The following is a 20426-nucleotide window of genomic DNA, read 5'->3' on the forward strand; positions in this document are numbered from 1 at the left end:
AAAGCGGAAGAATTCCCGGGATCATCTTCAACCCGGCATAGTACGGAAAAGAACAGCGGCCGCGATTCAGCTTGTCTTCTACTGGCGCATCCCCCGGCTCTCCCGCCTTCCGGCTAGGTGCGCGCCTCGCCCTGCAGCTGCGCGACCACCGCGCGGTGCCGCGCCGCGGCGGCCTGGTTGCGCGGCCGCAGCCGCGACCGCTCGGCCAGCAGCATCCGCGCCTGGCCCAGCCGCCGGGCGCGGATCGTCGCCTCGATCAGATACTGGTCGACGATGTCGCGCTGCGCATGGCTGGCGCCGATCGGCGCGTCGTCATTGTGCAGCGGCGCCAGATGGCCGATGGCGGCGGCATAGTCGCCCTGCTCATAGGCCAGGATGCCGCGGCAGAGCGGCAGGCCGAGCCCGCGTGCCACCGGCGCGGCATCGGCGGTGCCGGCCGCGGCATATTCCTCCATCGAGCGCAGCAGCCGCTCGGCCGCCGCGAAGCGCCCGGTGCGCGCCAGCGCCATCATGTAGTGCAGGTCGGTGAAGATCAGCGCGTGGTCGCCGATGCTCTTCTCGGCGAAATCGGCCAGCGCCTCCCAGCGGGTGCCGACATCGACGCCGCGCAGCGCCAGCCGCGCCAGCAGCGAGGCGGCGTTCTGGATGTCGAGATAGAAGGTCGAGCCGTCATTCTGCACCGACCGGTCGTAGAGGGCGAGCACCTGCTCGTGCTCCTCCTTCTCCAGGTGGAACAGCGCCAGGTGCCACCAGAGATGGCCCTTGAAGGGGTTGCGGTCCGACCAGGCCTCGACCGGCCGCGACAGCCAGGCGATGCCCTCGTTCTGGCGGTCCTCCATCTCCAGCACATGGGCGACGGCATGGATCGCCCAGAGGTCGTCCGGGTTGCGCTCCACCGCCAGCCGGCCGAGGCGCTCCGCCTCGCGGTACTGGCCGCATTCCTCATGGCCGAAGGCCAGCATGCCCAGCACATTGCCGTAGCCGGGCAGGTCCTCCGACCAGGCCTCCAGCAGCGCCGCCGGGCCGCCGCGCAGCGCATGCTGGCGGCCGGACCAGAAGCAGTTGAAGTGGTGCAGCCGCAGCGCGACGATGTCGCGCGGATGCTCGGCCAGCAGCGCCTCCCAGGTGGTGATGGCGGCGCCGACCCGGCCCTCGCTCCAGTGCCGCAGCGCCGCGATGTGCTGCCGCTCGCGCGGCGTGGCGCGCGCCGCCAGCGCCTCGGCCGCCGCCAGCGCCGACTTTGCCTGCGGCAGGACGGAGAAGGAGCCGTACATCATGAACTGGCAGCCGCGCAGGCAATGCGCCAGCGCGAAATCCGGATCGGCGGCGACCGCCGCCTTGATCGTCGCCATGGTATCGAGCCGGTATTCGAGCAGCGCCCGCTGCGCCTGGCCGTAGAGCGCCGCCGCCGCGGCGCTGTCGGTCGAGAGCGGATAGCCCTGGGGATCGCGCATCATCGCCGCGCCCCCCTCACTCGGCCGCCAGCCGGCCGGCCGGCGGGGCGTGGCCGTCGCGGGTCTGCGGCAGCTTCCAGCCGAGCAGGCGGCCGGCGATCTGGGTGCGCAGCACCTGGGCGGTGCCGCCGCCGATGGTGAACATGCGAGCGTCGCGGCACATCCGCTCCAGCGCCTGGTTCCGGGAATAGCCGCGCGCGCCGAACACCTGCAGCGCGTCGTTGGTCACCTTGATCGCCATCTCGGAGGCCAGCACCTTGGCCTGCGCCGCCAGCAGTGGGTCGGGGAAGGGATCGGCGCTGGCGGCGGCGTGGTAGAGCGCCAGCCGCGCCGCGTTGAGCTGGATCGACATGTCGGCCAGCATCCATTGCAGGCCCTGGAACTCGCCGATCGGCCGGCCGAACTGGTGGCGCGACTTGGCATAGTCCAGCGCCGCCTCGAAGGCGCCCTGGGCGATGCCGAGCGCCACCGTGCCGGCGCCGACTCGCTGGCTGTTATAGGCGTTCATCAGCTCGGCGAAGCCGCGGCCCCAGCCGCCGGGCGGCTGCAGCGCCATGGCGGCGGGGACCACATGGTCCTCCATGATCACCTCGGCCTCGGGGATGCCGCGCAGCCCCATGGTCGGCTCGCGCTGGCCGATGCGGAAGCCGCGCGCCGCCAGCGCCTCCGGATCGTCGCGCAGGATGATGAAGCCGCCGATGCCCTGCGCCTGGCCCTGCTCGTCGAAGACGCGGGCGAAGACCAGGTGCAGCTTGGAGACCCCGGCCCCGGTGATCCAGTGCTTGCGGCCGTTCAGCACATAGCTGTCGCCGCGCTTCACCGCGGCGGTGGTCATCTCGGTCGCGGCCGAGCCGGCCTCGGGCTCGGTGATGCAGATCGCCGGCTTGTCGCCGGCCAGCACGGTCTCGGCCGCCAGCTTCTGCTGCGCCGGGGTGCCGTAGCGCATGATGGCGGAGATCGCGCCCATGTTCGCCTCGACGGCGATGCGGCCGGTGACGCCGCAGACGCGCGCCATCTCCTCGACGATGATGACGGCGTCGAGGAAACTGCCGCCCTGGCCGCCATGCGTCTTCGGGATGGTGTAGCCGATCAGCCCGGCCGCGGTCATGTCGCGCACCGTGTCCCACGGGTAGCGCTCGCTGCGGTCGGTCTCGGCGGCGCGGCCGCGGACGCTCTCGGCGACCTCGCGCGCCAGGCCCTGCAGCCGCAGCTGCGCGGCGGTGAGCGTGAACATGGCATCCTCCCCGGATTGTTCTTGCCGGGGAGGATGTCACCTGCGGGCAGGAAGTCAAAGCGGCGCCGGGCGGCGGCGGGGCGCGCTGCCCCGCCGCCGCGCCGGGCGGTTCAGCCGCGGGTGGTGGTCACCACGTCGACGCTGGCCTTGATGGCGTTGGAATAGGGGCAGATGCCGTGGGTGGTCTCGACCAGCTGCTTCGCCTCCGCCTCGGCCATGCCGGGCAGCAGCACGTCGAGCGCGGCGGTGATGCCGAAGCCGCCCTCGGAGCGCGGGCCGATGCCGATGGTGGCGGTCACCGTGGTGCCCTCGGGCAGCTTGGTCTTGAGCTGGCCGGCGGCGACGCGCATGGCGCCGAGGAAGCAGGCCGAATAGCCGAGCGCGAACAGCTTCTCGGGATTGGCGCCGTCGCCGCCCGGGCCGCCGAGCTCCTTCGGCACGACGAGCTGCAGGTCCATCGTGCCATCGGCCAGGCTGGTCCGGCCGTCACGGCCGCCGCCCGTCGCGGTGGCCGTCGTCTTGTACTTGGCTTCAACCGGCATGTCGGACTCCATCGGGTTGCGCGCCGCGCGCCGCCCCCCGCCACCGGGAGGCGGCGGCCAGGGCGCCGCGGGCGCCGGTTCACGGATTCGCGGGCGGAGCGTCGCAGCCCGGCCGGCGGGGCGCAACCTCAGGATCGCGTGAGGCGGCGCCTCGGCGCGCGGCGTGCTATGGCGGGGGCATGGAAACCAAAGCGCCCACCCCCCGCGCCGTCCTCGTCGGCATCCAGCTGCCCGAGGTCGACGACATCGCCCATGCCGCCAGCCTGGAGGAGCTCGGCCGGCTGGTGAAGACGCTGGGCTACGAGGTCGTCGGCCAGGTGTCGCAGCGGCGCGAGGGCACCGGCGCCGGCGCCCTGCTGGGCAGCGGCAAGCTGACCGAGCTGGCCGGCTTCACCGGCGGCGACGGGCAGGTCACCTCGATGGCGCCGGCCGCCCGCGCCAAGGCGCGCGCCCGCTTCGAGGGCGCGGCCGGGGCGGCGGCGGCCACCGGGGACAGCGACGGCGAGGACGCAGCGCCGCCGCGCGCCGATGTGGTGATCGTCGACCACGAGCTCTCGCCCAGCCAGATCCGCAACCTGGAGCGCGCGACCGGCGCCGAGGTGCTGGACCGCACCGGCGTCATCGTCGAGATCTTCCACCGCCACGCCAAGACCCGCGAGGCGAAGCTGCAGGTGGAGATGGCGCGGCTGAAATACGTCGCACCCCGGCTGCGCGAATCCTCCGGCGGCGGCGGCCGGCAGCAGGGGCCGGGCGCCGGCGAGACCACCCTCGACCTCGACCGCCGCAAGATCCGCGACCGCCTGGCCGAGCTGCGCGGCCAGCTCGAGGCGGTGCAGCGCGACAGCGACAACCGCCGCGCGGCGCGGCGCGACCAGCTGCGGGTGGCCCTCGTCGGCTATACCAATGCCGGCAAGTCCTCGCTGATGCGGGCGCTGACCGGCAGCGCGGTGCTGGTCGAGGACAAGCTCTTCGCCACCCTCGACACCACGGTGCGCATCCTGCAGCCGGAGACGCGGCCGCGCGTGCTGGTCTCCGACACGGTGGGCTTCATCAAGCAGCTGCCGCACGACCTGGTCGCCTCCTTCCGCTCGACCCTGACCGAGGCGCTGGAGGCCTCGCTGCTGCTCTTCGTCGTCGATGCCTCCGACCCGACCTACGAGGCGCAGCTGGAGGTCAGCCGCAGCGTGCTGCGCGAGATCGGCGCCGATGCGGTGCCCTCGCGCCTGGTGCTGAACAAGATGGACCGGGTGGAGGAAGGGCGCCGCGCCGAACTCGCCGCCAAGCACCCGGAGGCGATCATGCTCTCCGCCCATGCGCCGGAGGATGTCAGCGCGCTGCACGACCGCATCATCGGCTTCTTCGAGGCGGAGATGGAGGAGGCCACCCTGTCGCTGCCCTATGCCCGGCAGGGGCTGATCGGCGAGATCTATGACAGCGTCCGCGTGCTGGCCGAGGATTACGACGAGCGCGGCCGCGTGCTGCAGGTGCGCGGCCTGCCCGGCGCCATCGCCCGGCTGCAGCGCCGCATGGCCGCGCCGGAGGGCTGACCGGCGGGGGGGGGGCGGCCGCGGATTACCCCTTGCAGCCCGGGCCTGGCGGTATTCTCTTTCCGCCGACAAAGACTCGGAGTGAAACGATGCTGACGATCCGCCGCCGCGCCGCGGCCGGTCTTGCCCTGGCCCTGGCCGCCGGCACCGGCCGGGCGCAGGCCCAGACGACCCCGCAGACTGGCCAGACCCCGCAGGAGGCCTGGCCGGCGCGGCCGGTCCGCATCATCGTCCCCTCCGCCCCCGGCGGCGGCGCCGATTTCACCGCCCGCGTCTTCGGCCGCTTCCTGGAGCGGCGCGGCCAGCCGGTGGTGGTGGAGAACCGGCCCGGCGCCGGCGCGGTGATCGGCACCGACGCCGCCAAGTCGATGCCGGCCGACGGGCATAATTTCGTCCTGGCCACCAACTCGACCCACGCCGCCAATCCCTTCCTGTTCAAGAAGCTGCCCTATGACCCGGTGCGCGACTTCGCCATGGTCGGGCTGTTCGGCAGCTTCGCCTCGATCCTGGTGACCGACGCCCGCGCGCCCTACCGCACCGTGGCCGAGCTGGTGGCGGCGGCGAAGGCGAAGCAGGGCGGGCTGTTCTTCGGCTACTACTCCTCCTCCTCCCGCGTGCCGGCCGAGCTGCTGCGGGAGGCGACCGGCACCGAGCTGACCGGCGTCTCCTACCGCAACGTCACCCAGATCCTGACCGACCTGCGCGGCGGCGAGGTGGCCTTCGCCTTCCTCGACGCGCTGTCGGCGGCACCCGCCCTGCAGGAGGGCAGCGGGCTGCGCGCCCTCGCCACCAGCGCGCCGCAGCGCAATCCGCGCCGCGCCGAGATCCCGGCGGTGGCCGAGACGCTGCCCGGCTTCGCGATGGAGGGCTGGATGGGCCTGGCCGCCCCCGCCGCCACGCCGCCCGCCCTGCTGGCCCGCGCCAATGCGGCGATGGCCGAGGCCGTCGCCGCGCCCGAGGTCCGCAATGCCTTTGAGGAACAGGGCCTGACCCCGCGCAGCCTCGGCCTCGATGCGGCGCGCGACTTCCTGGCCGCCGACACGGCGCGCTGGCGCGAATGGGTGCGCATCGCCCGGATCGAGCCGGAGTGAGCGTGCCGCCGCCGCGGCGCCTGTCGCAGGCGCTGCTGCACCCGCCCGCCGCCTGGGACGCCACCACCGCGCCGCTGCTGCTGGTGCATGGCGGCTACCACGCCGCCGCCTGCTGGACCGAATGGCGCGCCCTGCTGGCGGCGCGCGGCCTGGCCAGCGCCGCGCTCGACCTGCGCGGCCATGGCGCGCTGGCCGCCGCCGGCTTCCCGCCCACCACCGGCGTGCTCGACTATGCCGCCGACGTGGTTGAGGCCGCGGCGCTGCTGCAGCAGGAGACCGGCCGCGCGCCGGTGCTGGTCGGGCACAGCCTGGGCGCGCTGGTGGTGCTGGCCGCCGCCGCCGCTGGCGCCCCCTGCGCCGGGCTGGCGCTGCTCGCCCCCTCGCCGCCCGGCAACCTGCCGGGGGTGCAAGCGGTGCCGGAAGTGCCCGAGGGCGCGCTGCTGCCGCCGCCGCCCGAGGCCATCGCCATCGAGCGCTGGATGGGCGGCCGGCCGCCGCCCTCGCCGCTGAAGGAGGCCTGGCTGGGTAGCCTCTGCGCCGAGAGCCCGCGCGCGCTGAACGACCGCTATGCGCTGCGTATCCGGGTCGATCCGGCGGCGCTGCGCGGGCGGCCGGTGCTGGTGCTGGAGGCCGGGCGCGACGATGCCGCGCGCCACCCGGCCGGGCAGGACGCGGCGATCGCTGGCTTCCTCGGCGGCACGCATCGCCTGCTGCCCGAGGCGCCGCACTGCCTGATGCTCGGCGAGCACAGCGCGGCGGCCGCCGGGGTGCTGGCGGACTGGATGCCGCGCTGACCGGCAGGACTGACCGGCCGGGCCGGCGATTGCCAGCCCGCCGGGGCAGCGCGATCATCCGGCCCATGCACCCGATCCTCGACGCCCTGGAAGCCTCCGCCCGCCGCAGCGAGACCGCCTTCGGCGGCGGCCGCATCGTCTGGCATGAATGGGGCGACGGGCCGCCGCTGCTGCTGCTGCATGGCGGCGCCGGCTCCTGGCGGCACTGGGCGCGCACCATCCCCTTCCTCGCCCGCAGCCGGCGGGTGCTGGCGCCGGACACGCCGGGGCTCGGCGAGTCCGACCCGCCGCCGCCGGGCGCCGGCCTGTGGGAGATCGCCGGGGCGCTGGCCGAGGGCCTCCGCCAGCAGGCCGGCGGCACCCCGGCCGACCTGGTCGGCTTCTCCTTCGGCGCGGTGATCGCGGCGCATCTCGCCGCTGCGCATGGCGCGCTGCTGGACAGCGTCACCCTGGTCGGCTGCGGCGCGCTCGGGCTGCGGCGCGACCCGACGCCGCTGCTGCCGGTGCGCGACCGCCACGGCGCCGAGCGCCTGGCGGCGCATCGCGCCAACCTGGCCAGCCTGATGCTGGCCGACCCGGCGGCGATCGACGAGCTGGCGCTGGCGATCCAGGCCTGGAACAGCGACCACGCCCGGCTGCGCAGCCGCAAGGTGGTCGGCGAGGCCGCCGTGCGCGACCTGCTGCCGCGCATCGAGCGGCCGCTGGCCGTGATCTATGGCGAGCGCGACGCCATCGCCTATCCCTATATGGAGGAGCGCATCCGCCTCTTCGCGGAGCTCTGCCCGGCGGCGCCACTGCGCATCATCCCCGGCGCCGGCCACTGGGTGGCCTTCGAGGCGGCCGAGGCCTTCAACGCGACGCTGGCCGCGCTGCTGCCGCTGGAGGCCGCAGCCGGAGGCTGAGCCCAGCGGGCCTTACGCGGCCGGGCGGTCGGCCGCTGCCGGCGCCCGGACGGCCTGGCGATAGGCCGCCGGCGTGGTCCCGGTGGCCGCCCGGAAGGCGCGGGTCAGGTGGCTCTGGCTGGAGAAGCCGCAGGCCGGGGCGATGCGGGCGACCGGCAGGGCGCCGCGCAGCAGCAGCCGGGCCCGCGCCAGCCGGCGCTGCAGGATCCAGCCCTGCGGCGAGACACCCTGGCTCAGGCGGAACATGCGCTGGAAGTGGAAGGCGCTGAGCCCGGCCAGCGCCGCCAGCGCGTCCAGCCGCAGCGCGGTGTCGAGATGCGCCTCGACATGCTCGACCACCCGGCGCCGCAGATGCGGGGCCAGGCCGCCCTTCACCACCGGCAGCCGCTGGCCGGCCGACAGCGCCAGGGCGGCCGGCATGGCCTCGGCCACCGCCGCATCGGCCGCCGCCGCGTCCCCCGCCACCAGCGCCGCCGCCAGCCGGCGCAGCGCGGCGGCCAAAACCGGCGCCTCGCCGAAGGTGAGGTCCGGCAGCGCCATCAGCCGCGCGTCGCGGTCGAAGGTCTCGGCGAAGGCGCTGCGCAGCGCCGCATCCGGCAGATAGAGATGCACGAAGGCGAAGGGGTCGGTGATCTCCCAGTCGGAGGACTGCGCCTCCGGCATGATGCAGACCGCGCCGGGATGGCCCGGCCCGGCCTGCCGCCCCAGGCGGCGGGTGCCCTCGCCGCCCTGCAGATAGAGGCTGAGCGTGTGCCCCTCGGGCCGCGCATAGAAGACGCGGTCATGGCTGTTGCGCCAGATCGCGGCGGCGCGTCCGGCGCCGAGCGGCAGGCCGTGCAGCAGGCGCGCCCGCGAGGCGGACAGCGCCGCCGCCACGGTGCAGGGCTTGGAAGGCATCGGCGGCGACCGGCGGCTGGGGAGGCGCCAGGATGCGGCGCGGCGCGCGCGGCGGCAAGCGGCATCGGCCGCAAGATCCTGCAAACCCGGGCGGCGCGCGGCTGCTAGAGCGCGCCGCATGCAGAACCTGCTTCTCTTCCTCACCACCGTGCTGATCTGGGGCAGCACCTGGATCGCCATCGCCTGGCAGGTCGGGCCGGTGCCGGTGCCGGTCTCGGTCTTCTACCGCTTCGCCGCGGCGGCGGCGATCCTGCTGCCGCTGCTGGCGGCGCTGCGGCGGCTGCCGCTGCCGGGCTGGCGCCACCAGCCCTTCCTGCTGGCCCAGGCGCTGTGCCTGTTCAGCGGCAATTTCCTCTGCTTCTACGGCGCCGCCGCGCACCTGCCCTCGGGGCTGCTCTCGGTGATCTTCTCGCTGTCGACGCTGGGCAACGCGGTCAATGCCCGGCTGTTCTTCGGCGACCGCATCGCCGGGCGCACGCTGCTGGCGGCGCTGCTCGGGGTCGGCGGGCTGCTGCTGCTGTTCGGCCGCGACGGCCTGCTGCATCCCGGCGGCGACACGCTGCGGGGCGTCGGGCTGGCGGCGCTGGGCACGCTGCTCTTCTCGCTGGGCAACATGGTCTCGCGCCGCAACAGCGCCGCCGGCATCTCGCCCCTCACCGCCAATGCCTGGGGCATGTCCTATGGCGCGGCGCTGCTGCTCGGCCTGATCGGGCTGACCGGCACGCCGATGGTGGCGCCGCCCGACGGGCGCTACCTGGCGGCGCTGCTCTACCTGGCGGTGGTCGGCTCGGTGATCGGCTTCACCGCCTATCTGATGCTGGTGGCGCGGATCGGCTCGTCGCGCGCCGCCTATGCGACCGTGCTCTTCCCGGTGGTGGCGCTGTCGCTCTCGACCGTCTTCGAGGGCTATCGCTGGGACGCGGCGGCGCTCGCCGGCCTCGGGCTGACGCTGCTCGGCAATCTGGTGATGTTCTGGCGCGGCCCGCTGCGGTCGCGGCCCGCCCGCCCGGTCCCGCCCGGCCCAGAGCCGGAAACGGCGCCGGGAACGGGGCCGGACAAGGCGCGCGGCTAGGCCGCGGCGGCGGGCACCGGCGCGCGGCCGGCATAGAGCAGGTCGAGCAGGTCCGCCGCCCCGGCATCCTCGCTGGCGGTGACGCTGACCAGCAGCATGGCCTCGACCTCGACCGCGCCGCGCGAACGCTGGCGGCGCCGGCCGACCACGGCGAAGCGGTTGCCGAAGCGGGCGCGCAGCTCCCCGGCCGCCGCCTCGACGGCGACGTCATCGGCGCCGTTCACGGTGATCCTGACGCCCGTCTGTCGCTCCCAGTCCATCGCGCCCTCCTCGGCTGCCCGTCGGTCCGGTCCCTGCATGGACCGGAACGCGGCGGGCAGCGAGATGGGGATAACGTGGATAGCGGTGAAACGCGGGGACAAGTGCCGCCGTGGCGGCGCTTCTCCCCGATCCCTACCCGGCCCGATACCCTGGGCCGGTCAGCGGCCGCCCTTGCGCGCCGCCTTGGCCGCCTCATGGCTGGCCAGCAGGGCGGTGATGCTCGGGCGCTTGCGGGCATTGGCGATGCGGGCGGCCGCGGCGGCCTCCTCCTCCGCCAGCTTCGCGGCGGCCTCGGCGGCGCGCGCCTGGCGGGCGGCCTCCTGGGCGGCCTCGCGCTCGGCGCGCTTGGCGGCCTGGCGGGCCTCGCGGGCCTCGGCGATGGCCAGGCGCTCGGCACGCCGCGCCGCCACTTCCGCATCATCGGCGGCGGGCCGGGCCTTGAAGGCCTCCAGCATCGCGCGCTTGGCCTTGGCGGCATCATCCAGCCGCTGGTTCACATTGCCGTAGTTCGTATTACGCAAGAAAACGTCCCCATGGATCGTGACTTCCTTGCCCCGCCGGCCAGACCGGCCGGAGCGGGCCCAGACTTACGCCCGATGCGCCGCCGCGTCGACGGATACTTCGCCGGGGCAGCCCTGCGAGGGGCCTGGCCGGGCATGTAGGGAGGCCACCGGCCGCCGGACAAGCCCGTCGCCCCCCTTGACGGCGGCCGTTCGCTTCCGCACTGCAACATTCCATCCCTGACGACGACGCCGGAGCCCGCCTGCCATGGACATCGCCCTGTTCAACCTGATGTCGCAGAACCGCGCCGACGAGACGCCGGCCGAGATCCTCGGCATGACGGTCGAGAAGGTGCGGCTGGCCGAGCAGCTCGGCTTCGACGCCGCCTGGTTCGCCGAGCACCATTTTACGAGTCACTCGGTCTGCCCTTCGCCGCTGATGATGGTCGCCCATTGCGCAGCGGTGACGAAGACCCTGCGGCTCGGCCCGGCCGTGGTGGTGCTGCCGCTGCACCACCCGCTGCGCGTGGTGCAGGAGCTCGGCATGCTGCAGGCGCTGACCGGGGGCCGGGTCAATCTCGGCCTCGGCACCGGCCACCAGCCGCATGAATTCTCGACCTATTCCATCCCGATGGCGGAGCGGACGGCGATCCTCGAGGAGGGCTGGGCGCTGATCGAGCGCGGGTTGACCACCGGCCGGGTGCAGCTCGACGGCACCCATTACCAGGTGCCCGACGCGCCGATCGCGGCCTATCCAGGAGAAATGCCGCCGCTGTTCCTGGCGGGCGGCGAGCCGAGGCTGCTGGCGCGGGCCGCCCGCGCCGGCGCCTCGCTGTTCATCAGCCAGGGGCATCGCCGGGCCGCGGCGGCGCTCGGCATGCGCGAGAAGCTGCTGGCCGCCCTGCGCCAGCACGGCCTGCCGGACAGCGCGCTGAAGCTCGCCATCCAGCGCTATGTCTTCGTCACCGACGACCCGGCCGAGCAGCGCCGCGCCGCCGAGGGCATGCTGCGCTTCATGCGCACCACCCTGTCGCTGCGCGACGCCGTGCCGCCGCGCGACGGCGCCTTCATGCGGGAAGTCCCCTTCGAGGGCGAGCCGAGCATCGACTGGCTGCTGGAGAATGCGCCGATCGGCCCGGCCGCGCAGGTCACCGCCCGGCTGGTCGAGGATTTCGAGCTGCTCGCCCCCAGCCACTGGAGCCTCTACATGGGCTTCACCGGCCTGCCCGCGCCGCGCGTGCTGGCCTCGCTGGAGCGCTTCGGCCGCGAAGTGCTGCCGGTGCTGCGCCAGCTGGCCCCCCGGCAGGCGCCCGACCTGGCCCCGGCGCCGGTCGCCGAAGCGGTCGGCTGAGCCGCGCCGGCGGCACGGCAGCCTCAGCGGCGGCGCAGCACCAGCAGCGTCGCCGCGATCACCACCGCCGAGCCCAGCAGCACCGCGGTGCCCGGCACGTCGCCGAACCACAGATAGCCGATGACGATCGACCAGAGCAGCCCGGTATATTGCACCGGCGCCAGGGCGGCAGCACCCGCATAGGCCAGCGGTCGCATGACCAGATAGGTGCACAGCCCCGAGGCCACCCCCATGCCGATCAGCCCGAGCAGATCGGCCAGCCCCGGCGTCACCCACCAGAAGAAGAGGGTCGGCAGCAGCATGGCCGAGGAGATCGCCATGTACCAGACGGCGATGCCGATGGTGTGGTCGGTCAGCGACAGCGCCCGCTGCTGCAGCGTGTTCAGCGCGCCGATGAAGGCGCCGGCCAGGGAATACAGCGCGCCGATGGCGATGATCTCGCCGGCGCCCGGCTGCACGACGATGATGACCCCGGCGAAGCCGAGCAGCACCGCCAGCCAGGAGATCCAGGTGACGCGCTCGCCCAGCAGCGGCGCCGCCAGCGCGGTGACGATCAGCGGGCGGATGAAGGAGATGGCGGTGGTCTCGGCCAGCGGCAGCAGGCGGAAGCCGAGATAGGCCAGCATCAGCGCCAGCGTCATGCTCGCCGCATGGGTCAGGTGGCGCAGCGGCTGGCGCATGCGCAGCCGGTGGATCCTGCCGCCGGCCGCCAGGATCAGCAGCAGCGGCGGCAGCGCGAAGGCATTGCGGAAGAAGGTGATCTGGTTGACCGGGAAGCGCTGCGCCTGGTCCTTCACCACGCCGTTCAGCACCGAGAACAGCGCGATGCCGGCCAGCATGATCAGCACCGCGCGCTTCAGGTCGGGCTGCGGATGCGGCTCGGCCAGGGGGAGGGCGGCGCCCGGTCCCGCGCGCAGCCAGGCCAGGCGGCGGCGCAGGGCTTCCGGCGTCTGCATCGGGCTGTCGTCCTTCGCCGTTGCGCGGACCATGCTAGGTGATCGTTCACCACCTGTCATAGTTTTCGCTGTGATATCGGGCAGGAATGGCCAGGCGACCGACCGGCCATGCCGCGCTGTTCCGCGACCATGTCCCGGCCCGGGAGCCGCCGATGGCCTTCCGGCTGCCCAGGCCGGCCGCGCCACGCGCCGGCGCCGCGACCCCTCCCCTGTCGCCCCCCCGGTGCCTCCCCCTGGGCGCCCCCCCTGGCGGCCACGCCGGTCCCGCCATAGGATCGGCGCGAACCGGTGAGGACAGCCCCATGGCGCGCACGATCGACCTGAATTCCGATCTCGGCGAGAGCTACGGCCCCTGGCAGATGGGCGACGACGCCGCGCTGCTGCGGGTCGTCACCAGCGCCAATATCGCCTGCGGCGCGCATGCCAGCGACCCCGAGACCATGTTCAGGACGCTGACCCTGGCGCGCGAGCAGGGCGTCGTCGCCGGCGCGCATCCGGGCTTCGCCGACCGCGAGGGCTTCGGCCGCCGGCTGATCCCGCACACGATGGGCGAGGTCGAGCGGCTGGTCGCCACCCAGGTCGGCGCGCTGATGGGCGCCGCCGCCCTGGTCGGCACCGAGATCCGCTTCGTCAAGACGCATGGCGCGCTGGGCAACTGGGCCGCCGCCGAGCCCGAGGTCGCCGCCGCCGTCGCCCGCGCGGTGAAGGCCATCTCGCCGGACCTCGCCTTGCTGGCGATCTCCGGCACCGCGCTGGACCGCGCCGGGCGCGCGGCCGGCCTGCCCACCTTCAGCGAGATCTTCGCCGATCGCGGCTATCTGTCGAACGGCCAGCTGGTGCCGCGCAGCCGGCCCGACGCCATGCTGCACGACCCCGAGGAGGCGGCGACCCGGCTGATCGAATTCCTCGAGACCGGGCTGATGCCGGTGGTCGATGGGCCGCCCATCAAGCTCGACGCCGTCTCGGTCTGCGTGCACGGCGACAGCCCCGGCGCGGTGGCCATGGCCCAGCACATCCGCCGCCGCCTGAACGAGGCCGGCATCACCGTGGCGCCGTTCCTCGCCAAGCCATGAGTGCTGCCGATCCGGTGTTCCGGCCGGTCGCCGACCACGCGCTGCTGGTCGAGTTCGGCGACCGCATCGACCGCGCCGTGCATGACCGGGTGCTGCGGCTGGATGCCCAGCTCTCGCCCGCCAGCGTGCCCGGCTTCCTGGAGGCGGTGCCGGCCTATGTGAACATCCTGGTCCGCTTCGACCCGATGCTGGCCGACCACGATAGCGTCGAGGCGGCGCTGCGCCGCCTGCTCGGCGGCCCGGACGGCGTCGCCCGGCCCGGCCCGCTGCGCGAGGTGCGCGTCTGCTACGAGGCCGAGCTGGCGCCCGACCTGGCGCAGGTCGCCGCGGCGACCGGGCTCGACACCGAGGCGGTGATCGCCGCGCATCTGGCCGGCGACTACCGCGTCTACATGTATGGCTTCGCCCCCGGCTATGCCTATCTGGCCGGGGTGCCCGAGGCGATCCGCCAGCCGCGCAAGACCGCGCCGGTGCGCGGCACGCCGGCCGGCAGCGTCACCATCGCCGGGCCGCAATGCCTGGTCACCACCATGATCATGCCGAATGGCTGGTGGAATATCGGCCGCTCGCCGACCCGCATCCTGGAGGGCGGCGACAGCGACCGGCCCTTCCTCTTCGATGTCGGCGACAGCGTGCGCTTCACCCGCATCACCCGCGACCAGTTCGAGGCGGAAAGCCGCGCATGAGCACCGCCCGCCTCACCGTCACCCAGGCCGGCCCGCATGTCAGCTTCCAGGATGCCGGCCGCTTCGGCAAGCTGCGCTTCGGCGTGCCGACCTCGGGCCCGATGGACCGCGCCAGCTTCGCCGCCGCCCAGGCCGCGCTGGGCAATCCGGAGGACGCCGGCGCCATCGAGATCTCGCCCGGCGGGCTGACGCTGGCCTGCGAGGCGGGCGAGGTCAGCCTCGCCGTGGCCGGCGGCGGCTTCCAGGTGATGCTGGACGGCGCCCGGCACGGCGCCTGGAGCGTGCTGACGCTGCGCGCCGGCAGCCGCCTGACCATCCGCCCCGGCTTCTGGGGCTGCTGGACCTACCTGGCCTTCGCCGGCCGGCTGCAGGTGGCGCCCTGGCTCGACAGCCTGTCGACCCATGGCCCGACCGGGCTGGGCGGCGGGCTGCTGGCCGAGGGCCAGACCATCACCATCGAGGACACCCGGCGGCTGGCGCCGCGCGCCATCCCGCTGCCGGTCTGGGCGCGGCCGCCTGCCGAGGTGCCGGTGGTGCTGGGCCCGCAGGACCGCTTCTTCGCGCCCGAGACCATCGCCACCTTCCTCGGCGCCACCTATGCGCTGAGCGACGCCTATGACCGCATGGGCGTGCGGCTGACCGGCCCGGCGCTGCCGCCCAATGCCGCGCTCGACATGCCCTCGGAGCCGATCGCCCGCGGCTCGGTGCAGGTCTCGGGCGATGCGGTGCCGACGGTGCTGCTGGCCGACCACCAGAGCACCGGCGGCTATCCGAAGATCGCCACCGTGCTGTCGACCAGCCTGGACAGCTTCGTGCAGCTGCGCAGCCGGCAGCGGCTGCGCTTCCAGGCGGTGTCGCCGGCCCAGGCGATCGGCCTGGTGCGCAGCCGCACTTTGGCGCAGCGCCGCTACCTGGCGATGCTGCGGCAGGCCGCCTCGGGCGGAGAGGCAGGGGCCAGGGAGTCGGGCGCCGCGGCCGGCTGACCGGCGGCGCGGCCGCGCCCATAGGCGCGCGGGCTGCAGCCCATCTCCGCCCGGAAGGCATAGATGAAGGCCGAGGTCGAGGCATAGCCGAGCTGCATCGCCGTGCGGGTCACGTCCAGCCCGCCGCCGAGCAGCTCGATCGCCTTGAACAGCCGCAGCCGCCGCCGCCAGGAGCGCAGGCTCATCCCCAGCTCCGCCTCGAAGCGGCGGGCCAGGGTGCGGCCGGACATGCCGAGCGCGCGGCCCCATTCCTCGGGCCCGCGCGGATCGGCCGGATTGCCGTAGAGCGCCTCGCAGACCGTGCTCAGCGGCCCGCCGCGCGGCCAGGACAGCGCCCCCGACAGGGCGCCGGGCAGCGGCCGGGCGCGGCGCAGCTGGTCGAGGATCAGCACGCCGACGCGGCCGGCATAGCCATCGGGATCGGCCGCGCCCTCGATCGCCGCCGCCTCCAGGATCAGCGCCTGCAGCAGCGGCGAGACGCCGAACACCGTCGGGCTGTCGGGCAGGCCGGCGCCGGCACTGTCGGCGATCCACAGGCTGCGGAACTCGGCGCCGAGCAGCGAGCCGACGCGATGCGCCAGCCCGGTCGGCAGCCAGACCGCCTGTTCCGGCGAGATGACGAAGGAGCGCCCCGCCACCGCCACGGTGAGCACGCCGGAGACGGCATAGACCACCTGCTTCCAGGCATGGGCATGCTCGGGGAAGTGATGGCGCGGCGGGATCGACTGGGCGCGCACCCGCATCGGCTGCGGCGCCGCGACATCGGCGGGCGGCGCGATGGTCTCCCAGAGCATGGCCGCCCTCCCCTGCCGCGGCGGGTCCCGGCCGCCGGTCCAGGCACGGTATAGCCAGGGCGCCGCGCCCCGGGAAAGCCGCCGCGCCAGGCGAAAGGCTTGCAACCGCCGGCGCTTCGCGCAAGATCGCCGGCCGCGCACCGTTCTGCGCGCCAGACAGGGAAGCTCGCCATGGGCAACAAGGCTCCGACCGCCGCCGATTTCCGCCAGCACAGCTCGCACTGGGGCGTGTTCAAGGCGGCGCTGGGCGAGGACGGGCTGGTGATCCAGGCGCATCCCGGCGACCCGGACCCGAACGGCATCCTCGACAATTTCCCGGCCGCCCTGCGGCATCCGGCGCGCATCGCCCGGCCGATGGTGCGGCGCGGCTGGCTGGAGCGTGGCCCCGGCCCCGACCGGCAGCGCGGCCGCGACGAGTTCGTCGCCATGGAATGGGACCAGGTGCTCGACCTGCTGGCCGCCGAGATCCGCCGCGTCGGCGACCGCCACGGGCCGGGCGCGGTCTATGGCGGCTCCTATGGCTGGGCCAGCGCCGGGCGCTTCCACCATGCACAGAGCCAGATCCACCGCTTCCTGAACACCGCGCTCGGCGGCTATGTCGCCTCGGTCAACAGCTACAGCTCGGGCGCGGCCTCGGTGATCGTGCCGCATATCCTCGGCAACTACGAGGCGCTGACCAAGCACAACGTCACCTGGGACCAGATCGCCACGCAGACCGAGCTGGTGCTGGCCTTCGGCGGCATGGCGCTGAAGAACGCGATGGTCGCCGGCGGCGGCATCAGCGAGCATGTCGAGCGCCCGGCGATGCAGGCGGCGCGCGCACGCGGCTGCGACTTCGTCCTGATCGGCCCGCTGCGCAGCGACCTCCCCGAGGAGGCCGGCGCCGAGTGGATCGCCAACACGCCCGGCACCGACACCGCGCTGATGCTGGCCCTGGTCCACACGCTGGTGGCGGAGGGGCTGCACGACCGCGGCTTCCTCGACCGCTACACCACCGGCTGGGCAGTGTTCGAGCGCTACCTGATGGGCGAGGCCGACGGCCAGCCCAAGGATGCCGCCTGGGCGGCGCCGATCACCGGCGTCGCGGCGGCGGAGATCGTCGCCCTGGCCCGCCGGCTGCACGGCAAGCGGGTGCTGGTCACCGTGGCGCATGCGCTGCAGCGCGCCGAGCATGGCGAGCAGCCGGTGTGGATGGGCGCGGTGCTGGCGGCGGCGCTGGGCCAGATCGGCCTGCCCGGCGGCGGCTATGGCTATGCGCTGGGCGCCATCGGCTATTACGGCCGCCGGGCGAACGCGGTGCCGAGCCCGACCCTGTCGCAGGGCCGCAACCGGCACGGCAACTACATCCCCGTCGCGCGCATCGCCGACATGCTGCTGAACCCGGGGCAGGACTACCGCTACAACGGCCAGACCCGGAAATACCCGGAGATCAAGCTGGTCTACTGGGCCGGCGGCAATCCCTTCCACCACCACCAGGACCTCAACCGGCTGCGCCAGGCCTTCGCCCGCGTCGACACGCTGGTGGTGCACGAGCTGGCCTGGACCGCGACGGCGCGCCATGCCGATATCGTGCTGCCGGCGACCATGACGCTGGAGCGCGAGGATATCGGCTACAGCTCGCACGACCCGCTGATGGTCGCCATGCAGCGCGTCGCCCCCCCCTATGCCGAGGCGCGCGACGATTACGACATCTTCGCCGCGCTCTCGCGGCGGCTCGGCACCGAGGCGGCCTTCACCGAGGGCCGCAGCAGCCGCGAATGGCTGGCGCATCTGTATGAGCGCACCCGCCAGGGCCTGGCGGAGAAGGGCCTGCCCGCACCGGATTTCGAGGAATTCTGGGCGATGGGCAGCCTGGCCCTGCCGCAGGAGCCGGATGATGGCGGCCCCTGGCGCGCCTTCCGCGAGGACCCGGACGCCAACCCGCTGCCGACGCCGAGCGGGCGCATCGAGATCTTCTCGGAGACCGTCGCCGGCTTCGGCGAGGCCGACTGTCCGGGCCACCCGACCTGGATCCCGCCCGAGGAGGCGCCGGGCGGCGCCACCCCGCTGCACCTGGTCGCCAACCAGCCGGCGACGCGGCTGCACAGCCAGCTCGACTTCGGCGGCCACAGCGCCGCCGCCAAGCGGCGCGAGCGCGAGGTGGCGACCCTGCACCCGGCCGACGCCGCCGCCCGCGGCATCGAGGATGGCGACATCATCCGCCTGTTCAACCAGCGCGGCGCCTGCCTGGCGGCGGTGCGCGTGGCCGAGGACATCCGCCCCGGCGTGGTGCAGCTGCCGACCGGCGCCTGGTACGACCCCGAGGACCCGGCCGAGGATGTCTCCCTCTGCGTGCACGGCAATCCGAACGTGCTGACGCGCGACATCGGCACCTCCGGCCTGGCGCAGGGCTGCACCGGCCAGCTGACCGTGGTCGAGGTGGAGAAGTTCACCGGCAACCTGCCGCCGATCCGCGCCTTCGACCCGCCGGCGGACAGCGCCGCGCCGCAGCCGCTGGCGGCGGAATAGCCGGGGCCGCCGGGCCGCCGGGCGGGCGCCGCCTCAGGGGCGCGGCGCCGCCGCGTCGAAGAAGCGCGCCGTCTGCTCGGCCGGTACCGCCTCGCTGAACAGGAAGCCCTGGCCCTGCTCGCAGCCGGTGCCGAGCAGGGCGCGCTGCTGCGCCTCGCTGCCGACGCCGTCGGCGGTCACGGTGATGCCGAGGCCCTGGCCCAGCCCGACCAGCGCGCTGACGATGCGCGCGCTCTCGCCGCCATCCTGCAGGCTCTCGACGAAGCCGCGATCGATGCGGATCTTGTCGAGGCGGAAGTTGCGCAGGTGGTAGAGGCTGGAATAGCCGGTGCCGAAATTGCCGAGCGCGATGCGGATGCGGTGCTCGCGCAGCGCGCCCAGCACCTGCTGCGCCGCCTGCAGCTCCTGCACCAGCGTGCTCTCGGCCACCTCCAGCTCCAGCCGCGCCGGGTCGAGGCCGGCCTCCTGCAGCGCTGCGACGATGCGCTGCACCAGCCCGGCATCGCGCAGCTGGCTGGGCAGCAGGGCGAGCGACAGCACCACCCCGTCCGGCCAGCCGCGCGCGGCGGCGAGGGCGTGCCGCAGCAGCCGGTCGGCCAGCCGGTGGATCAGCCCGGTCTCCTCGGCGATCGCCAGGAAGCGCTCGGCCGGCACCGTGCCCAGCCGCGGATGCGCCCAGTGCGGATCGGCGGCGAAGCCCACCACCCGGCCGCTGCGCAGCTCGACGGTCGGGCGGAACACCGGGCGGATGGCATCCGCCTCCAGCGCCGCGCGCAGCTCCTGCTCCAGCTGGGCGCGCTCGCGCACATGGTGGTCCATCTCCGCCTCGAAGAAGCGCAGCGCCGAGCGGCGCTCGGCCTTGGCGCGGTACAGCGCGACATCGGCCCGGCGCAGCACCGCCGCGGCGGTGTCGCCGTCGCGCGGGATCAGCGCGATGCCGATGCCGGTGCCGAGGGCGTGCTGCGCCTCGCCGGCGGCGACCGGCGGGGCCAGCGCCTCGATCACCCGCAGCGCCAGGTTCATCGCCGCCTCGGCGCCCGGCAGGTGCTGCGCCAGGATGGCGAATTCGTCGCCGCCCAGCCGCGCCACCAGGTCGCCCGGCGGCAGCGCGCCGAGCAGCCGTTGCGCCACCACCATCAGCGCCTCGTCGCCGACGCCATGGCCGTGCACGTCGTTGATCCGCTTGAAGCCGTTGAGGTCGAGCATCAGGACCGCATGCACCAGCCCGGCGCCGGGCGGCGCCGCCAGCGCCACCGCCAGCGCCTCGTCGAAGCGGCGGCGGTTGGGCAGGCCGGTCAGCGGGTCCTCATAGGCCAGGGCGCGGATCTGCTGCTCGGCGACGAGGCGGCGGTGCATCTCTCGCTTCTGCTCGCGATGGCGGCGGATCGAGAAGACCAGCAGGCCGACCGCCAGGCAGGCGCCGAGCGCCAGCGCCTCGTCGAGCTCGAGGCCCTCGGCGCGCGCCGTGCCGGCGCTCTCCGACAGGAAGATGTCGAGCTCCAGCGCCAGGAAGAGCAGCACGCCCAGGCCGGCGAAGAGCAGGCCGAGATCGCCGAGGCTCCGGCGGTGCCGCATGAGGAAGGCCCTCCATTCGGTCATCGGGGTCGCCTGGCGTGTCCTCTGCATCGGCCTGTCCCGCATTGCCGGGCGCAACCCTGGGTTGTCGCGCGGCGGCCCAGCCTGTCACGCCCGGGGCCGGCCGTCGAGCGGCGGGGGGACGCCGCCGGCCGCCCCGCTGCGTTGCCGCTGGCCGGCCACGGGCATAAACCTGCCAGCCAAAC

The 20426-nt window shown here is 74.2% G+C and carries 19 protein-coding genes; 10 read left to right on the plus strand and 9 right to left on the minus strand.

The window, feature by feature from the left end; all coding sequences use genetic code 11:
• Positions 1-113: 113 nt before the first annotated feature.
• The 3 genes from WFI16_RS17550 to WFI16_RS17560 form a co-directional block, all read right to left on the minus strand.
• Positions 114-1457, minus strand: a complete 1344-nt coding sequence (locus WFI16_RS17550; protein WP_419899136.1) for a tetratricopeptide repeat protein — start codon at positions 1455-1457, stop codon at positions 114-116.
• A gap of 13 nt (positions 1458-1470) precedes the next feature.
• Positions 1471-2688: a 3-sulfinopropanoyl-CoA desulfinase gene (gene acdA, locus WFI16_RS17555; protein WP_419899137.1), complete on the minus strand. Its 1218-nt coding sequence runs from the start codon at positions 2686-2688 to the stop codon at positions 1471-1473.
• 110 nt (positions 2689-2798) lie between these two features.
• Complete coding sequence (locus WFI16_RS17560; protein WP_419899138.1) at positions 2799-3230, minus strand: organic hydroperoxide resistance protein; 432 nt, start codon at positions 3228-3230, stop codon at positions 2799-2801.
• Between the two features lie 179 nt (positions 3231-3409).
• Here WFI16_RS17560 and hflX point away from each other — a divergent pair, with 179 nt between their 5' ends.
• The 4 genes from hflX (at position 3410) to WFI16_RS17580 (ending at position 7564) form a co-directional block, all read left to right on the plus strand.
• Positions 3410-4777: a GTPase HflX gene (hflX, locus tag WFI16_RS17565; RefSeq protein ID WP_419899139.1), complete on the plus strand. Its 1368-nt coding sequence runs from the start codon at positions 3410-3412 to the stop codon at positions 4775-4777.
• An 89-nt stretch (positions 4778-4866) separates the two neighbouring features.
• Entirely contained in the window at positions 4867-5868 is a 1002-nt protein-coding gene (locus WFI16_RS17570) for a Bug family tripartite tricarboxylate transporter substrate binding protein (RefSeq protein WP_419899140.1), read from the plus strand.
• Positions 5865-6662, plus strand: coding sequence for an alpha/beta hydrolase (locus tag WFI16_RS17575; protein ID WP_419899141.1), 798 nt, complete (start codon positions 5865-5867; stop codon positions 6660-6662). The genes WFI16_RS17570 and WFI16_RS17575 overlap by 4 nt, the downstream gene beginning before the upstream one ends.
• A gap of 65 nt (positions 6663-6727) precedes the next feature.
• Positions 6728-7564 (plus strand): alpha/beta fold hydrolase, encoded by an 837-nt coding sequence (locus tag WFI16_RS17580; RefSeq protein ID WP_419899142.1) that lies wholly within the window; start codon positions 6728-6730, stop codon positions 7562-7564.
• Between the two features lie 12 nt (positions 7565-7576).
• On the opposite strand, the gene WFI16_RS17585 is transcribed toward WFI16_RS17580, so the two are convergent.
• On the minus strand, positions 7577-8461 hold the full coding sequence (locus WFI16_RS17585; RefSeq protein WP_419899143.1) for an AraC family transcriptional regulator: 885 nt from the start codon (positions 8459-8461) through the stop codon (positions 7577-7579).
• Between the two features lie 118 nt (positions 8462-8579).
• Here WFI16_RS17585 and WFI16_RS17590 point away from each other — a divergent pair, with 118 nt between their 5' ends.
• Positions 8580-9533, plus strand: coding sequence for a DMT family transporter (locus WFI16_RS17590; RefSeq protein WP_419899144.1), 954 nt, complete (start codon positions 8580-8582; stop codon positions 9531-9533).
• Here the strand turns inward: WFI16_RS17590 and WFI16_RS17595 are convergent.
• The gene (locus tag WFI16_RS17595) at positions 9530-9793 is read right to left on the minus strand and encodes a hypothetical protein (protein WP_419899145.1); all 264 of its coding nucleotides are present in this window, start codon (positions 9791-9793) and stop codon (positions 9530-9532) included. The genes WFI16_RS17590 and WFI16_RS17595 overlap by 4 nt on opposite strands.
• Positions 9794-9952: 159 nt before the next feature.
• Positions 9953-10315, minus strand: coding sequence for a DUF6481 family protein (locus WFI16_RS17600; RefSeq protein WP_419899146.1), 363 nt, complete (start codon positions 10313-10315; stop codon positions 9953-9955).
• Positions 10316-10562: 247 nt separating this feature from the next.
• Here WFI16_RS17600 and WFI16_RS17605 point away from each other — a divergent pair, with 247 nt between their 5' ends.
• Positions 10563-11645 (plus strand): LLM class flavin-dependent oxidoreductase, encoded by a 1083-nt coding sequence (locus WFI16_RS17605; RefSeq protein ID WP_419899147.1) that lies wholly within the window; start codon positions 10563-10565, stop codon positions 11643-11645.
• 23 nt (positions 11646-11668) lie between these two features.
• Here the strand turns inward: WFI16_RS17605 and WFI16_RS17610 are convergent, their stop codons facing one another.
• A complete protein-coding gene (locus tag WFI16_RS17610; protein WP_419899148.1) occupies positions 11669-12634 on the minus strand; it encodes a DMT family transporter in 966 nt (321 codons plus the stop codon).
• Positions 12635-12903: 269 nt separating this feature from the next.
• Between WFI16_RS17610 and WFI16_RS17615 the strand changes: the two genes are divergently transcribed.
• From WFI16_RS17615 to WFI16_RS17625, 3 genes are read left to right on the plus strand one after another with little or no spacing between them, the layout of a single operon-like run.
• Positions 12904-13674 carry a LamB/YcsF family protein gene (locus tag WFI16_RS17615; protein WP_419899149.1) on the plus strand — a complete coding sequence of 257 codons (771 nt, stop codon included), beginning with the start codon at positions 12904-12906 and terminating at the stop codon, positions 13672-13674.
• Positions 13671-14360, plus strand: a complete 690-nt coding sequence (locus WFI16_RS17620; RefSeq protein WP_419899150.1) for a 5-oxoprolinase subunit B family protein — start codon at positions 13671-13673, stop codon at positions 14358-14360. The genes WFI16_RS17615 and WFI16_RS17620 overlap by 4 nt, the downstream gene beginning before the upstream one ends.
• Complete coding sequence (locus tag WFI16_RS17625) at positions 14357-15343, plus strand: biotin-dependent carboxyltransferase family protein (RefSeq protein ID WP_419899151.1); 987 nt, start codon at positions 14357-14359, stop codon at positions 15341-15343. The genes WFI16_RS17620 and WFI16_RS17625 overlap by 4 nt, the downstream gene beginning before the upstream one ends.
• Here the strand turns inward: WFI16_RS17625 and WFI16_RS17630 are convergent.
• On the minus strand, positions 15268-16137 hold the full coding sequence (locus tag WFI16_RS17630) for an AraC family transcriptional regulator (RefSeq protein WP_419899152.1): 870 nt from the start codon (positions 16135-16137) through the stop codon (positions 15268-15270). The genes WFI16_RS17625 and WFI16_RS17630 overlap by 76 nt on opposite strands.
• A gap of 171 nt (positions 16138-16308) precedes the next feature.
• Here WFI16_RS17630 and WFI16_RS17635 point away from each other — a divergent pair, with 171 nt between their 5' ends.
• Positions 16309-18645, plus strand: a complete 2337-nt coding sequence (locus WFI16_RS17635) for a molybdopterin guanine dinucleotide-containing S/N-oxide reductase (RefSeq protein ID WP_419899153.1) — start codon at positions 16309-16311, stop codon at positions 18643-18645.
• A gap of 33 nt (positions 18646-18678) precedes the next feature.
• Here the strand turns inward: WFI16_RS17635 and WFI16_RS17640 are convergent, their stop codons facing one another.
• Positions 18679-20244, minus strand: coding sequence for a putative bifunctional diguanylate cyclase/phosphodiesterase (locus tag WFI16_RS17640; RefSeq protein WP_419899154.1), 1566 nt, complete (start codon positions 20242-20244; stop codon positions 18679-18681).
• Positions 20245-20426: the final 182 nt, after the last annotated feature.

The sequence above is a fragment of the Roseomonas sp. USHLN139 genome, assembly GCF_037145735.1.
Classification (GTDB): Bacteria; Pseudomonadota; Alphaproteobacteria; order Acetobacterales; family Acetobacteraceae; genus Pseudoroseomonas.

Coding starts and splice junctions, on each gene's coding strand:
- WFI16_RS17550 (WP_419899136.1), bottom strand. CDS start 1,457: ATGATGCGCGATCCCCAGGGCTATCCGCTCTCGACCGACAGCGCCGCG.
- acdA (WP_419899137.1), bottom strand. CDS start 2,688: ATGTTCACGCTCACCGCCGCGCAGCTGCGGCTGCAGGGCCTGGCGCGC.
- WFI16_RS17560 (WP_419899138.1), bottom strand. CDS start 3,230: ATGCCGGTTGAAGCCAAGTACAAGACGACGGCCACCGCGACGGGCGGC.
- hflX (WP_419899139.1), top strand. CDS start 3,410: ATGGAAACCAAAGCGCCCACCCCCCGCGCCGTCCTCGTCGGCATCCAG.
- WFI16_RS17570 (WP_419899140.1), top strand. CDS start 4,867: ATGCTGACGATCCGCCGCCGCGCCGCGGCCGGTCTTGCCCTGGCCCTG.
- WFI16_RS17580 (WP_419899142.1), top strand. CDS start 6,728: ATGCACCCGATCCTCGACGCCCTGGAAGCCTCCGCCCGCCGCAGCGAG.
- WFI16_RS17585 (WP_419899143.1), bottom strand. CDS start 8,461: ATGCCTTCCAAGCCCTGCACCGTGGCGGCGGCGCTGTCCGCCTCGCGG.
- WFI16_RS17590 (WP_419899144.1), top strand. CDS start 8,580: ATGCAGAACCTGCTTCTCTTCCTCACCACCGTGCTGATCTGGGGCAGC.
- WFI16_RS17595 (WP_419899145.1), bottom strand. CDS start 9,793: ATGGACTGGGAGCGACAGACGGGCGTCAGGATCACCGTGAACGGCGCC.
- WFI16_RS17605 (WP_419899147.1), top strand. CDS start 10,563: ATGGACATCGCCCTGTTCAACCTGATGTCGCAGAACCGCGCCGACGAG.
- WFI16_RS17610 (WP_419899148.1), bottom strand. CDS start 12,634: ATGGTCCGCGCAACGGCGAAGGACGACAGCCCGATGCAGACGCCGGAA.
- WFI16_RS17615 (WP_419899149.1), top strand. CDS start 12,904: ATGGCGCGCACGATCGACCTGAATTCCGATCTCGGCGAGAGCTACGGC.
- WFI16_RS17620 (WP_419899150.1), top strand. CDS start 13,671: ATGAGTGCTGCCGATCCGGTGTTCCGGCCGGTCGCCGACCACGCGCTG.
- WFI16_RS17625 (WP_419899151.1), top strand. CDS start 14,357: ATGAGCACCGCCCGCCTCACCGTCACCCAGGCCGGCCCGCATGTCAGC.
- WFI16_RS17630 (WP_419899152.1), bottom strand. CDS start 16,137: ATGCTCTGGGAGACCATCGCGCCGCCCGCCGATGTCGCGGCGCCGCAG.
- WFI16_RS17635 (WP_419899153.1), top strand. CDS start 16,309: ATGGGCAACAAGGCTCCGACCGCCGCCGATTTCCGCCAGCACAGCTCG.
- WFI16_RS17640 (WP_419899154.1), bottom strand. CDS start 20,244: ATGACCGAATGGAGGGCCTTCCTCATGCGGCACCGCCGGAGCCTCGGC.